We start from the raw sequence: 13336 nt of genomic DNA, 5'->3' as shown, positions 1-13336 counted from the left end.
CGATCCTACTGCCCCAGCCGTTCGATCAGGGCCGGTGCGTGCACCTGGTCGGCCTTGTAGTTGCCCGTCAGCGTGTACATCACGATGTTGGCGCCGGCGCGGTAGGCGAATTCGCGCTGGCGGGGGTCGCCGCCGATCACCGGCAGCATGGACTGGCCGTCGGGCCGCACGGCCCAGGCGCCGGCCAGGTCGTTCGAGGTGATGATGATCGGCGAGACGCCGTCGCCGCCGCGTGCCGGCCGCTGCGCGCTGTCCTCGTCGTCTTCGCGCGGCAAGGTCTCGACCCAGGTCTGGCCGGTGCTGAAGCGGCCGGGGAAGTCGCGCAACAGATAGAAGGTCTTGGTCAGCACGTGCTCCCGCGGCACCGGCTCCAGCTCGGGCACGTCGAGCGAGGACAGGATCTCGCGGAGCGTCTGCATGGCCGGGGTCTGCGCGGCGCCGTTCGCGCCGGGTGGCGCTTCGACCGCGTCGCGGGTGTCGAACAGCACGGTGCCGCCCTGCTTCATATAGGCGTCGATCTTGTTGATGGCGTCCCGCGACGGCTTGGGCGCGCCCGGCACGATCGGCCAGTAGATCAGCGGGAAGAAAGCGAGTTCGTCGCGCGCCGGGTCGATGCCGACGGGATCGCCGGCCTCAAGCGCGGTGCGCTGCGCCAGGAACAGCGTCAGTCCGGATAGCCCGGCCCTGACGATGGAATCGACGTCGGCATTGCCGGTCACGACATAAGCGAGGCGGGTCTGCGACACCGCCTTCATCGCGAACTCGTCGGACGCGCTGTCCGCATGCGACGGCGTCGGCACGAACGAGGCGAGACCTGCGAGCACCAGCCCAAAGACGATCATCGCGGGCGCGGCGCGGCGGCGCACCAGCGCGGCAAGGCCGCCGCCGAGTACCGCGACGATGATGGCGTCGATCAGGAACAGCGCGAGCGCCGTCGATAGCAGCCAACCGCGCAAGTCCTGCGGCTCGGCGTTGGTGTAGGTGGCATGCCGGGCGCGCAGGCTCGTGGTGTTCAGGGCTGCGATACGGTCGGCGCTGGCAAGCGTGTTCACGGCGAGCGGTCCTTCTGCCGGACCATAGAAGCCCGGCGGATGATCGGGTGTGGCGCGGTCGCGATAATCCGCGGGCAGCGGCTTTGCGGCAGCCGGCGGCGGACCGAACGCGCCAAAGCCATCGAGGATGTGCAACGGCGCCACCGTTTCGACGGTCGCCTCGGTGGCAACGCCTGGACCCGGCTTCGCGGTATAGCCGGACATGTCGACGACACGCCGCAGGATTTCGACGAAGGTGCCCGACATCGGCAGATCCGACCAGCGCATGTCGGCGCTGACGTGGAACAGGCTGACGACGCCCTTGCCGCGATGCTCGCCTGTTACCAGCGGCGTGCCGTCTTCCAGCGACGCCCAGCTTTTGGTGGCGAGCACGGCGTCGGGCTCGGCCAGCACCTGGCGGCTTATGGTGACGTCCTTGGGGACCACGACGCCGGCAAACGGACCATCGGCGGCAAAGGAGGCAAGATGTTGCGGCTTTTCCCAGGTCAGGCTGCCGCCGAGCGTCCGGCCGCCCTTGCGCAGCTTGACCGGGACGAGATCGTCCTCGGCCTGCGCCAGCCGCGGACCGGCGAACCGCACCAGCACGCCGCCCTGGTCGATCCAGGCATTGAGACGCTCGCGGATTTCAGGGGCGATGGTGCCGACATCGGCAAGGATGATCATCGGCAGCTTCTGATCGAGGAACTGCGTGATGCCCTGCTGCGGCGAGCCCTTGTCGGCAAGCCGCACGTCGGCGAACGGCGCCAGCGCACGGGTGAGATAGAAGGTCGGCGCCAGCAGCGGCTGCGCGGTCTCGCTGGTCGAGCCCGAGACGATGCCGATGGCGCGGCGGCGCCAGCGCTTGTCGAGCAGCTGCACTGCGCCGGCGGAGCGCTCACCGGCAATTTCCAGCCGCGTGATGTCGTTGCGCAGCTCGACCGGCAGATCGAACGACGCTTCGGTTTCCTTGTCCTGCGGGCCGAACGAATAACGCGCCTCGCCGATCGGCGAGGCCTTCTGGTCCAGCGCGCGCACGGTGCCGATGGCGATGCCGCCGTCGGTGCGCAGCACCTTCACCGTCATCCTGGCTGCGGCGTTCTCGGCCGCGACCAGGGCTAGGGCTGAGGAGGTGCCGCCTTCGAACACGGTCAGGCTGCGATCGCCGATGGTCTTGCCGAGGCCAGTCACGAATTCCTCGCCGCGACCGGTATCGACGCTGTCGGAGAGCCAGGCGATCTCGCAGTCGCCGGTTGCTTTCAGGAAGCGATCGATTGCGGTCAGGGTCTCGACGCGTTCGATCGAATACGGCTTTGGCGTCAGCTGCCGCAGCGCGACGCGCGCGGCGCCCGCCGGCATCAATGTGATATCGCGGTTCGGCTCGGACAGCGGCACCAGCGCGATCGCACGGCGGTCGTTCTCGGCACTGGCGATCAATTCGTCGGCGGCCCTGATCCGGATGTCCCAGTTCGAGGCCGCGCTCCAGCCGTCGTCGAACATGATCATCAGCGGCGCCTTGCTGGCGGCCGCGCCTGTTTGCGGATTCCAGATCGGACCGGCGGCGGCGAAAATGACCAGTGCCGCAGCCAGCAGCCGCAATGCGGTCAACCACCACGGCGTTCGCGACGGGGTCTCTTCGCGCGGTGCGATGTCGAACAGCAGGCGCGTCGGCGGAAACTCGATCCGGCGCGGCCGCGGCGGCATCACGCGCAACAGCCACCACAGCACCGGCAGGCTGACGAGGCCGATCAGGAGCAGCGGTTCGGTGAAGGCGAGCGGCAGTCCCATCATGCTGCCGGCCCCGCCTTGATCGTTGTGGTGCGCGCGCCCGATTTGCTCACCTGCATGCCGGCATGCAGGAACAGCAAGAGCTCGGCGGCCGAGCGGTCGGTCGCATGCGTCGTGAACAGCCAGTCGAGCTTGTTGGTCTCGGCGCGGATCTGGTCGCGGTGCAGCGCGAGCCGCGCGGTGTAATCCTGCGCCCAGCTCTCGGCGCGGCCGGCGGTGATCACGCCGAACCCCTCGGGCTCGACGAACTCGACGCGGCCGGAATAGGGAAATGATTCCTCGGCGGGATCGACGACCTGCACCAGCGTGCCATGCGCGCCGGAGCCGGACAGGCCGGCGAGCGTGGTCCTGATCTCGGAGAGCGGCGACCAGAAGTCCGACAGCACGATCGTCTCGGCCAGCGCCGCGGGCACGAAGGAGGGCGGCAGGCTCAAGCGATCGGCATCGTCATGCAGCATCGCCTGCGCCATCTTGTCGATGACGCTGCGGCTCGCGGTCGGTGCCATCAGCCCGGGAATGCCGACGCGTTCACCGCCGGAGACCAGCAGCTCGGCCAGCGCGAAGGCGACGATCAGCGTCCGCTCGAGCTTGGATTCACGCGCCTGCTTTGACGCGAACGCCATCGAGGGCGAACGATCGGGCCAGATCCAGACCGTATGCGAGGCTTCCCATTCGAGCTCGCGGACATAGAGGAGATCGTCGCGCGCCGAGCGCCGCCAGTCGACATTCTGCGACGGTTCGCCGGAGACGAAGCGGCGGTATTGCCAGAAATTTTCGCCAGACCCGGCGCGGCGGCGGCCGTGCAGGCCGTGGATGACGTTGGCGGCGATACGGCGGGCCTCGAGCACCAGGCGCGGCAGCGAAGCGGCGAGCGTACGGCTTTCGCCATCGGCACGTCGGATCGCGATGACCTCCTTTGCTGTGTGCCCGTTCTCCGTCGCCATCAACCGATCCGTGTCTTCAATTGCCGGATCACGTCCGGAATCGTGCGGCCTTCGGCGCGCGCCTGGAACGTCAGCGCCATGCGGTGCTTCAGCACGGGCTCGGCGAGGTCGAGCACGTCGTCGATTGAGGGCGCGAGGCGGCCGTCGATCAGCGCGCGAGCGCGCACCGCGAGCATCAGCGATTGGCTGGCGCGCGGGCCCGGTCCCCAGGCGATGAACTTGCTGGTGTCGCCGCCGTCCGGACCCGGACGGGCCGAGCGCACCAGCGACAGGATCGCCTCGACCACGGAATCGCCGACCGGCAGGCGCCGGATCAGTCGCTGCGCGGTGATGAGTGCATCAGGTGTCATCGAGCCCTTCGCCAGCGTCTCGTCGGCGCCGGTGGTCTCGAACAGGATGCGGCGCTCGGCGTCGCGGTCGGGATAGTCGACGTCGATCTCCATCAGGAAACGGTCGAGCTGGGCTTCGGGCAGCGGATAGGTGCCTTCCTGCTCCAGCGGGTTTTGCGTGGCGAGCACGTGGAACGGCTTCGGCAGATCGTGACGCGCGCCGGCAACGGTGATGTGCTGCTCCTGCATCGCCTGCAGCAGCGCCGACTGCGTGCGCGGGCTGGCGCGGTTGATCTCGTCGGCCATCAGCAGTTGCGCGAACACGGGGCCGGAGATGAAGCGGAAGGCACGCTTGCCGGAGGTGCTCTCGTCCAGCACTTCGGCGCCGAGAATGTCCGACGGCATCAGATCGGGCGTGAACTGGATGCGCTTGGCATCGAGGCCGAGGGTGATGCCGAGCGTCTCGACCAGCTTGGTCTTGGCCAGACCGGGGACACCGATCAACAGCGCATGGCCGCCGGAGAGGATGGTGACCAGCGTGTTCTCGATCACGCGATCCTGGCCGAAGATGACGGACGCGATCGCATCCTTTGCCGCGCAGATCTGGCTCGACACCTGCTCGGCCGAACGGACGATTCCGTCTTCGAGCTTCTCGACACTCTCCGCCATCCGTTAGCTCCTTCAGCCTGCCATGCAGCTCGCTTGCGTCGTCATGTCATCACGTCCTCAACTCAAGACGTGGGCCCTATGCTAGACTTGCAGGAAGGCCATGTATTCGTTGAATTAACCTATCCCCACCTTATCGGCTTAGGGATATGTAGGGCATCACGAAGTGGCGACCTCCACACCGGACGAATGCGGGGTGGAACCGAGTACCCGGATACAACGTAAACCTGCACCAATCGTGCCAAATGACCGATCGTGCCAAATGACAAAGTCAGGGCAAACCATGGCGAACCAAGGGCAGAGCGCCGATCGCGGTCTTGAGGGGCTGACTGCCGCTGCCAAAACTGCTGCCGATGCCGAAGGCGCCAAAAAGGGCCTGCCTCCGGTGCATTTGTGGAATCCGCCGTTTTGCGGCGATCTCGACATTCGAATCGCGTCAGATGGTACTTGGTTCTATTTGGGGACGCCAATCGGCCGTCATGCCTTGGTTCGCCTGTTCTCGACCATCCTCAAGCGCGAAGGCGACAAGCATTTCCTCGTCACGCCGGTGGAGAAGGTCGGCATTCGCGTCGACGACGCGCCGTTCATGGCGGTCGAGATGCAGAAGGACGGCGATGCCAACCATCGCGTGCTCCGCTTCCGCACCAATGTCGACGACTGGGTCACCTGCGATGCGGCGCACCGGCTGCGCTTCGAGCAGGCCAAGGACGGCGGGCTGACGCCCTATCTGCATATCCGCGCCGAGCTCTGGGCCAAGGTCACCCGCGCGCTCTATTACGATCTGGTTGACATGGGTGAGGAGCGGATGGTCGATGGCCAGCCGATGTTCGGTGTCGAGTCGGCCGGCGAGTTCTTCGCCATGGCCGATGCGGAGCAGGTGAGGGCCGCGCTTTGAACAAGCCTATCTCCAGGAACGATCCCGCCGTGATCGGTGCGGCGGATTTCTTCGCCCGCTCCGCCGCGCGGCTCGGCTTCGACGTTCCGCCCGGCCTCTACGATCCCAACATCATTCCGGCCTCGGGCGATCCCGGCACCGACAAGATGCTCGAGATCATCGCGCGCGAGCAGCCGGTGCGGCCGGCGGCGGTCTTGATCGCGGTGGTCGATCATCCCGAGCCGACAATTCTGCTGACGCAGCGTTCGGCGCATCTGAACGACCATGCCGGCCAGATCGCATTCCCCGGCGGCAAGATCGACGCAACCGACCGCTCGCCGCTCGATGCGGCGCTGCGCGAGGCCGAGGAGGAGGTCGGGCTGTCGCGCGACTTCGTCGAGCCGATCGGCTATCTCGATCTCTACGGCACCGGCTTCGGCTTCCGCATCCTGCCGACGGTGGCCAGGGTGCGCCCGGGCTTTGAGCTGACGATCAACCATTCCGAGGTTGATGATGCGTTCGAAGTGCCGCTATCCTTCCTGATGAACCCGGCCAACCACCAGGTGCACAGCAAGGAATTCCGCGGCATGGAGCGGTCCTACTACGCGATGCCGTTTGCCGAACGCTACATCTGGGGCGCGACGGCCGGCATGCTCCGTGTGCTCTATGAGCGGATCTATTCGTCATGATTCGGCCGATCCTGACCGAGATCGGAATCTTCCTCGTTCCCTTTGCCGTCTATGCGCTGTTCCTGGCCGCCACGCGTTCCGGCCTGTTCGTGCAATCGTCCTGGCCGATCACCATCGTCGCGCGTCTCATGCTGGCGGCGCTCGTGCTGGTGATCGCCGGGCTGATCGGCTTTGCGCATTTCTCCGGCGCCGCACCGGATTCGACCTATGTCCCCGCCCATGTCGAGAACGGCAAGCTCGTGCCGGGCGTGGAAAGATAGGGCCGGCCGATGAGCGCGGTGCCCATGCTCGCCGATGCGCCCTGGCTGATTTCGGGTGGCACCGCGCGCGTCCTGCAATTGCTCAATGCGGATGGCGAGGAGGCGCGGGTTGTCGGCGGCGCCGTGCGCAACGCGCTGCTCGGCCTCGTCCCCGGCGACATCGACATCGCGACCACGGCGCTCCCGCACGAGGTGATGCGGCGCGCCAAAGCTGCCGGCATCAAGGCTGTGCCGACCGGCATCGACCACGGCACCGTCACCCTCGTCATCGACGGGCAACCTTACGAAGTCACGACGTTGCGCGAGGATACCGAGACCTTCGGCCGCAAGGCCAAGGTCGCGTTCGGCCGCGACTGGGTGAAGGACGCCGAGCGCCGCGACTTCACGATGAACGGGCTCTCGGTCGATGCCGACGGCGTCGTCCACGATTACGTCGGAGGCATCGCGGATGCGGCCGCGCGGCGCGTGCGCTTCATCGGTGATCCCGACCAGCGCATCGCCGAGGATTTCCTGCGCATCCTGCGCTTCTTCCGCATCCACGCCGCCTTCGGCGCCGGCGATCCCGACCGCGACGGCTATCTCGCCTGCATCCGGGGACGCGCCGGCCTCGCGAGCCTCTCGGCCGAGCGGCTGCGCATGGAGACGCTGAAGCTTCTGGTCGCTCCCGGCGCGTCCGCCGCCGCGCTTGCGATGGCCGATGGCGGATTGCTGCAGGCGCTGACCGGCGGCGTGGTCTACACCGGACCGCTCGCGGCGATGATCGTGATCGAGCGCGAGCTCGGCCTCACCGCAAGCAGCACGCGGCGCCTCGCCGCGCTGGCGATCGCGGTGACTGAAGACGCCAAGCGCGTCGCCACGCGCCTGAGGCTCTCCAATGCGGAAACCAAGGCGCTGGATTCGATGGGGCACCGCTGGTGGCGCTTGGCCACCAAGGACGAAGCCGATGCGCGGCGGCTGCTCTACCGGCTCGGTGCGGATCGCTATCACGATCGCGTGTTGCTGGGCTGGGCGAGAGCCGGCGGTGACGTCGGCTCGTCGCGATGGCGTGCGCTCGCCGAGCTGCCGCAGCGCTGGACTGCGCCGAAATTTCCGCTTCGCGCCGCCGACTTCATCGCGCGCGGCATGGCGGAAGGACCCTCGCTCGGACATGTGTTGACGCTCGCGGAGGACGCTTGGCTTGCGGCGGATTTTCCCCTAGAGGAAGCCGCACTCGCTTCCATCGCCGATCAAGCTGCGGCACGCGTCAGCCGCGATGAGAGAACGTGACCATCGTCTCAGGCTTCGCCGACATCTCGATCTTTCAGCTCCTGCTGGTCGCGTTGATGGCGTTGTTTGCTTCGATTATCGGTGGTCTCGCCGGCTACGGCACCGGCGCCTTGATGCCGCTGGTGCTGGTGCCTCTCGTCGGCGCCGAACCGGTGGTGCCGATCATCGCGATCTCCGCGATCTTCACCAATTCCAGCCGCGCGCTCGCCTATCTCCGCTATGCCGATCGCCGCCGCGCGCTGATCGTGCTGGCCTGTGCGGCACTGACGACAGCGCTTGGTGCCTACGGCTACACACGGCTGACCAATGCGGGCGCGGCGCTGGTGATCGGCTCCATGCTGATCCTGAGCGTGCCGCTGCGCCGTGTGCTCCGCCGCCGCCAGGTCAAGATCGGCGACACTGGGCTTGCGGCCGGCTCGGTCGGCTATGGCGTGCTGGTCGGCGGCACCTCCGGCTCCGGCGTGATCCTGCTGTCGCTGCTGATGGCCGCGGGCCTGGAAGGCGCGGCCGTGATCGCGACCGATGCCATGATCTCGCTCGGCACCGGCCTCATCAAGATCTCGGTGTTCGGCCTCGCCGGCGCCGTGACCGCACAGGTGCTCGCCTTTGCGCTGCTGATCGGAGCAATCGCAATCCCCGGCGCGTTCCTGGCAAAAGCCTTCGTCGAGCGGATGCCGGTGCACATCCACACCGCGATCCTCGACGTCGCGGTGATCACCGGCGGCGTAGTGATGATCTCGGCTGGGGCGAGGCAGCTCATCTAATCAATCGGATGTGGCGCTGTCCCGCTGCCAGTTTGGTTCACGCCGCGGGTCTAGTGTGAGGGACTGCAGTCCAGTTCCTTGATCCTGCCGGCGGCGTCAAATGCCAAAAGTGCACTCATGACGCCAGCACTGGTGAGGTACGAGATAATGGTGCCGTCGTTGCGCCAGGGATTGAGATCATCCAACGTGCCTGCCGGATATTTCCGGAGGTGATCGACCCAATAGGCACGAAGTGCTTCGCGGCCGGTGATGGTTTGGCCGCCGGCGCAGCCGCAGTGGACCACGGCGTCCTCGGCATGAAGTTCCAAAATCGCTTCGATATCGCCCGCGCGATAGGCATCAAGCCAGTCGACCGCAACGGCCATCGGGTCAAAGGACATATTTTTCACTCGCATCGCGTCCAAATCTGGGTCAGGCTCTGGAACCGCCAGGCCTTTTTTGATTTTAATATCCCACCCGGGCACGGCCATATGGCGAACGACATAGGGGACCGGGCCGAGGGCCAAAGTCGATGTTGGACACGTCCGCCAGGCAGGGGATACTCAAGCCCATCCGGCTCGTGATCGTCGATCCACAGCCGATCGTTCTGCAGGGACTGAGGTCGGTCCTCGGGACGCAGCCGGACTTCGACGTTGTCGCATCGTCCAGCGATCGGACAAGCTGCCTCGAAGCAATTCGGAAGCTGACACCTGACGTCGCGCTTCTTGCCGACAAGGTGCCGGATCTGACGGTCTCCGAGATCCTCGCGATTGTGAAGGCGGAGAAGCTCTCCACGCGCCTGGTGTTCTTCACCGAGTCCGATACCGACCACGATCTGACTTCAGCCATCACAGCCGGCGCCTGCAGCGCAATTTCGAAGTATGCCTCTCCCGCCACGATGCTGCGATCGCTGCGGCTGATGACGAAGAGCGGCGTGGCACTGGACAAGTCCGATCTCTCCGCACCCGGCAAGGAGGCGGACGGCGATAGCAAAGTCGAAAGGATGCTGGAGCTGTTGACGCAACGGGAACGTCAAATCGCACGACTCGTGGCGGAAGGAATGTCGAACAAGGAGATCGCGCGTCAGCTCAACGTTTCCGACGGGACGGTCAAGGTCCACCTGTACAATATTTTCCAGAAGCTCGAGATCACCAACAGAACTGTGCTCGCGACCATCGCATTGCTGCAACGGCCCTCCGGCCTGGCCGCGCTCTCCCTGGCATTTCTGGCGCTCGCAATTGCGGACGAACTCAAGGCGTCGGAAGCGAACGACATCTTCCCGGATGAGAACGGCGTCGGCCACGTGGACGAGCACGCGGGGTACGAGCCCTGGAAAAAGGGATTCTCCGGCACCTCGTCGTCTGGGAATCCGGCGAGCCGCCCACGCAGGCCCAGAGACTTGTTCGCCAAGGCCGCCCAAATCACCAACCCGGCGGCGGCAATGGAAGCGCTACGCGCGGCCGAGCAATCCGGGGGCGCGAAAGCGTGGACGCACCACGCTCCTGCTGGATCGGGCGCGCCCGATCTTCCCGTGCCCTTACTGCGAGGAGCAAACGACATACAGGTCGGAGTTGACCCGGCCCCGGAACATCAATTCCCGCGGCTTCTTTCCAATGCGATGTCGATGCATGGAGGGTATGGCAACTTTGCTATTCTCACCGGTGCGTTGATCTACGCACTGGAGGATCCCCATCTCGCCGCCCACGCGCATGACCTTCGTCAAGCGTCGATCGACAGCATCCTGGCCGTCACTGAAGAGAGTGCGACCACAAAACTGGCCGCGATCACCCATGCTGCCGCCAATCATGCCGACAATTCAGCCCCGGGTTTCCTTTCGCACGATGTCCGCCTGTCTTTCGCCGCTGTGACCACTGGAAACGGCAACCTCGCTGAAGGCGCTCTGGGCGAAAAGGGCCCGGGCGATGCGGGTGACAATCTCCATAAATTTGTTGGCGCGGACCCTGGTCACGATGCCGGTGTCGGCGGGGGCGGCGACGTTGAAAAAATTGTTTATCGCTCCCCGATTGACTCCGAGTCTAACCAGTTCAAGTCGACCTCTTCCGACGCCGTGTTCGATTTCGCATCTGGGCCGGGCAGGATCAATCTTGCGGCTTTCGGAGCGCTTGCCTGGCTGCACATGACGGCGGCAACCAAGTCTATACCGCCACATACACTCGCCTGGGTCTACGACTCCGCAAGCAACGAGACGATCGTCTATGTGAATGCGACCGATCATATCCTTGATATCGGCGATCGCGGCCTGCTGGAAATCCATCTCGAGGGGATCGTGGCCGTTGCGGAGGCGGATGTCGGCTCCGAGCCAGATGGCGCGGCTGTTGCGACCACCTTGGAGCAGCTCGAAGCCGCGCTGATACCGGCGATCGCAACCGATGAGGCCGCTCTGACGAAGGATCATGTCCAAACCAGTATCGAGGGGAGCGAGAGCACGCTCGGGACGGCTGGAGCCTGGGCCCTTCTGGCCAACAACGGCTCGGGTTTCCATTTCGGGCAGGCCCGGACCGGCTTGGGGACGTCGACGAGGCTCAGAAGCTCCAGCGACGCGTCGGCGGATGCAACGGAAGAGAGCGATGGTGCGTCTGCCGCGTCGGCTCACGCATCATCCATCGAGCTTGCTCATAGCGCGACGGCCCCGGCAGCGGCAAATGTCGCATCGAACAATGGTCCGATCAATGCGGGCAACGGCGTTTCGTCGACGGGGCCCAACGAGATCGGCCAACCCAGCGTCGTAACCGCCGACAGCGCGGGGCACGGCAACTCGCAGCACGCTTCGGACCCATCGACTGAAGCTGGCTCCAAACCGGGCAACGGCGTCGGCCATGACGCCGAGCATCACGATAAGGCCTCGGACGCTCCAGGAGGGTCAGCGAAGAACGCAGAACCAGACGGCGCGGAACACGGCAAAGCCGGGCACTCAAATGCTGCAAAAGCACCGGACGCAGCCGAGACCGATCCGGACGTCGCAACGGCCGCCGACGCGGGTCACGGCAACTCGAAGCACGCTTCGGAGCCGGGGTCTGCAAAGGCGGCAGCCGACGAATCGACTGAAGCTGGCTCCAAAGCGGGCCACGGCGTCGGCAATGGCGCCGAGCATCACGCTTCGGCTTCGGAAGCTCCGGGAGGGCCAGCGAAGAAGGCCGACCCAGGCGGCGCCGAACACGGCAAATCCGGGCACTCCGCCGCCCCAAACGCACCAGACGCAGGCGAGATCGATCCGGGCGCCGCGATAGCCGCCGGTGCAGGCCACGGCAACCCGCAGCACGCATCGGAGCCAGGATCTGCAAAGGCGGCAAGCACGGGGTCGACGGAAGATGGGGGCAAACCCGGCAACGGCGTCGGCAATGGCGCCGAGCATCACACTAAGGACCCGGAGGCTCAGGGAGGGGCAGCGCAGAAGGCAGAACCAGACGGCGCGGAACACGGCAAATCCGGGCACTCAACCGCTGCAAACGCACCAGACGCAACCGAGATCGATCCGGGCGCCGCAACGGCCGCCAGCACGGGTCACGGCAATGCGCAGCACGCTTCAGAACCAGAATCTTCGAAGGCGGCAGCCAGCAAATCGACTGGAGCTGGCTCCAAAGCGGGCAACGCCGCCGACCGTGGTGGCGAGCATCACGCTTCGGCTTCCGAAGGCGCGCAAACACCAGCGACAACGGCAGAACCAGACGGCGCGGAACACGGAAAATCCGGGCACTCAGCCGCTGCAAGCCCGCTGGACGGAGCAGCGATCGATCCGGCCGCCGCAACGCCCGCCAGCGCGGGCCACGGCAACTCGCAACGCGCTTCGGAGCCAGGATCTGCAAAGGCGGCAAGCACGGAATCGACGGAACACGGAGGCAAACCGGGCAACGGCGCCGGCGATGGCGCCGAGCATCCCTCTTCGGCTTCGCAGGCTGCGGGGACCGTGAAGACAGCAGAACCAGCCACCGTGGACCACGGTAACTCGCAGCACGCTGCGCAATCTGCAGCAATCGCAGACGACGCACACGCGGCCAAGGCTGCGTTCGAAACCGGCGGCGCAGACCAGGGACCGGTATTCCGGTTCGATAGCGGCGTAGCTCCTTCTGCTTTCGTCGAGATAGTCGGACTGAAAGAGTTCAATCATCCGCTGGATGCGCACGTTCCGCCCGGTCAGGAAGAAGGCCTCGGGTTCAACGTCAAGCTCGTCCCTCATGCACTGAACGGACACGCGGACGATCACGGCACCAACAGCCCGCACCAAGCGATTCTACCTGCGCATCATGATTTGCTGATCTGAACCGCTGCATCGTCATTGACCGAAAATGGCAACTGTCACCGTAGCCACGGCTCAGGAACGCGACGCCTTTGGCGGATCAGCCTGATGGGGAGCAGTTGTTCAGGGTTGCAGCCGTGAGAGCAGACGTTGCCGATCCTGATCGCGACCTCGCTGCTCCATGCGCATCCGTTCAAGTTCGCCTTCAGCTTTGGTTGTGTCCTCGTTCTGGCGCTTCATTTCGATGATCAGCGCCTCCTGCTCGGCGAGCCGGCGTTCTCCTTCGACGACGTCGCGCTCGATCTGCCTCAGCTCATCGTATATCGCCGTCGTGTACATCGCGATCCTCGCGCGGCCGTGCTGCGAAGCACGCCGCAGAGTAGGTTTCGCTTCGTGCAGGGCCTTTATCGGGCGCGCGGTGCGGCTATGACCACAGCGCGACGCGTATGGCTTTTAACTCAGCCAGCTTCGCGAACGTTCCGGCTGATGCCATT

11 protein-coding genes are annotated in these 13336 nt (G+C 65.6%); 6 read left to right on the top strand and 5 right to left on the bottom strand.

What is annotated here, in order from left to right; all coding sequences use genetic code 11:
* Positions 1-5: 5 nt before the first annotated feature.
* Genes AB3L03_RS09360 through AB3L03_RS09350 form a run of 3 tightly spaced genes read right to left on the bottom strand, consistent with a single transcriptional unit; the run spans position 6 to position 4758 of the window.
* Positions 6-2819 carry a DUF4159 domain-containing protein gene (locus AB3L03_RS09360; protein WP_368508456.1) on the bottom strand — a complete coding sequence of 938 codons (2814 nt, stop codon included), beginning with the start codon at positions 2817-2819 and terminating at the stop codon, positions 6-8.
* A complete protein-coding gene (locus AB3L03_RS09355; RefSeq protein ID WP_085361320.1) occupies positions 2816-3760 on the bottom strand; it encodes a DUF58 domain-containing protein in 945 nt (314 codons plus the stop codon). Before AB3L03_RS09355 ends, AB3L03_RS09360 begins: the two co-directional genes overlap by 4 nt.
* A complete protein-coding gene (locus AB3L03_RS09350; RefSeq protein WP_368508455.1) occupies positions 3760-4758 on the bottom strand; it encodes an AAA family ATPase in 999 nt (332 codons plus the stop codon). The genes AB3L03_RS09355 and AB3L03_RS09350 overlap by 1 nt, the downstream gene beginning before the upstream one ends.
* A 280-nt stretch (positions 4759-5038) precedes the next feature.
* Between AB3L03_RS09350 and AB3L03_RS09345 the strand changes: the two genes are divergently transcribed.
* Genes AB3L03_RS09345 through AB3L03_RS09325 form a run of 5 tightly spaced genes read left to right on the top strand, consistent with a single transcriptional unit; the run spans position 5039 to position 8608 of the window.
* The gene (locus tag AB3L03_RS09345; protein WP_018454953.1) at positions 5039-5650 is read left to right on the top strand and encodes a DUF1285 domain-containing protein; all 612 of its coding nucleotides are present in this window, start codon (positions 5039-5041) and stop codon (positions 5648-5650) included.
* The gene (locus AB3L03_RS09340) at positions 5647-6318 is read left to right on the top strand and encodes a CoA pyrophosphatase (RefSeq protein WP_027568565.1); all 672 of its coding nucleotides are present in this window, start codon (positions 5647-5649) and stop codon (positions 6316-6318) included. The genes AB3L03_RS09345 and AB3L03_RS09340 overlap by 4 nt, the downstream gene beginning before the upstream one ends.
* Positions 6315-6578 (top strand): DUF6111 family protein, encoded by a 264-nt coding sequence (locus tag AB3L03_RS09335; RefSeq protein WP_018454951.1) that lies wholly within the window; start codon positions 6315-6317, stop codon positions 6576-6578. The genes AB3L03_RS09340 and AB3L03_RS09335 overlap by 4 nt, the downstream gene beginning before the upstream one ends.
* 9 nt (positions 6579-6587) lie before the next feature.
* On the top strand, positions 6588-7844 hold the full coding sequence (locus AB3L03_RS09330) for a CCA tRNA nucleotidyltransferase (RefSeq protein ID WP_085352647.1): 1257 nt from the start codon (positions 6588-6590) through the stop codon (positions 7842-7844).
* On the top strand, positions 7841-8608 hold the full coding sequence (locus AB3L03_RS09325) for a sulfite exporter TauE/SafE family protein (RefSeq protein ID WP_204513830.1): 768 nt from the start codon (positions 7841-7843) through the stop codon (positions 8606-8608). Before AB3L03_RS09330 ends, AB3L03_RS09325 begins: the two co-directional genes overlap by 4 nt.
* 50 nt (positions 8609-8658) lie before the next feature.
* Here AB3L03_RS09325 and AB3L03_RS09320 read toward each other — a convergent pair whose 3' ends face one another.
* On the bottom strand, positions 8659-9078 hold the full coding sequence (locus AB3L03_RS09320; protein WP_231188813.1) for a nuclear transport factor 2 family protein: 420 nt from the start codon (positions 9076-9078) through the stop codon (positions 8659-8661).
* Positions 9079-9119: 41 nt separating this feature from the next.
* Here AB3L03_RS09320 and AB3L03_RS09315 point away from each other — a divergent pair, with 41 nt between their 5' ends.
* A complete protein-coding gene (locus AB3L03_RS09315) occupies positions 9120-12866 on the top strand; it encodes a LuxR C-terminal-related transcriptional regulator (RefSeq protein ID WP_368508454.1) in 3747 nt (1248 codons plus the stop codon).
* Positions 12867-12965: 99 nt separating this feature from the next.
* Here AB3L03_RS09315 and AB3L03_RS09310 read toward each other — a convergent pair whose 3' ends face one another.
* Positions 12966-13181, bottom strand: coding sequence for a hypothetical protein (locus AB3L03_RS09310; protein ID WP_018454947.1), 216 nt, complete (start codon positions 13179-13181; stop codon positions 12966-12968).
* Between the last annotated feature and the right edge of the window lie 155 nt (positions 13182-13336).

The sequence above is a fragment of the Bradyrhizobium lupini genome, assembly GCF_040939785.1.
In the GTDB taxonomy this organism is placed as follows: Bacteria; Pseudomonadota; Alphaproteobacteria; order Rhizobiales; family Xanthobacteraceae; genus Bradyrhizobium; species Bradyrhizobium canariense_D.
Note: the sequence above shows the minus strand (reverse complement) of the source record. Positions and strands in the feature narration are given on the sequence as shown.

What these genes read in the sequence shown, in the direction of transcription:
- AB3L03_RS09360 (WP_368508456.1), bottom strand. Translation starts at nt 2,819, where the DNA reads ATGATGGGACTGCCGCTCGCCTTCACCGAACCGCTGCTCCTGATCGGC.
- AB3L03_RS09355 (WP_085361320.1), bottom strand. Translation starts at nt 3,760, where the DNA reads ATGGCGACGGAGAACGGGCACACAGCAAAGGAGGTCATCGCGATCCGA.
- AB3L03_RS09350 (WP_368508455.1), bottom strand. Translation starts at nt 4,758, where the DNA reads ATGGCGGAGAGTGTCGAGAAGCTCGAAGACGGAATCGTCCGTTCGGCC.
- AB3L03_RS09345 (WP_018454953.1), top strand. Translation starts at nt 5,039, where the DNA reads ATGGCGAACCAAGGGCAGAGCGCCGATCGCGGTCTTGAGGGGCTGACT.
- AB3L03_RS09335 (WP_018454951.1), top strand. Translation starts at nt 6,315, where the DNA reads ATGATTCGGCCGATCCTGACCGAGATCGGAATCTTCCTCGTTCCCTTT.
- AB3L03_RS09330 (WP_085352647.1), top strand. Translation starts at nt 6,588, where the DNA reads ATGAGCGCGGTGCCCATGCTCGCCGATGCGCCCTGGCTGATTTCGGGT.
- AB3L03_RS09320 (WP_231188813.1), bottom strand. Translation starts at nt 9,078, where the DNA reads ATGGCCGTGCCCGGGTGGGATATTAAAATCAAAAAAGGCCTGGCGGTT.
- AB3L03_RS09315 (WP_368508454.1), top strand. Translation starts at nt 9,120, where the DNA reads ATGTTGGACACGTCCGCCAGGCAGGGGATACTCAAGCCCATCCGGCTC.
- AB3L03_RS09310 (WP_018454947.1), bottom strand. Translation starts at nt 13,181, where the DNA reads ATGTACACGACGGCGATATACGATGAGCTGAGGCAGATCGAGCGCGAC.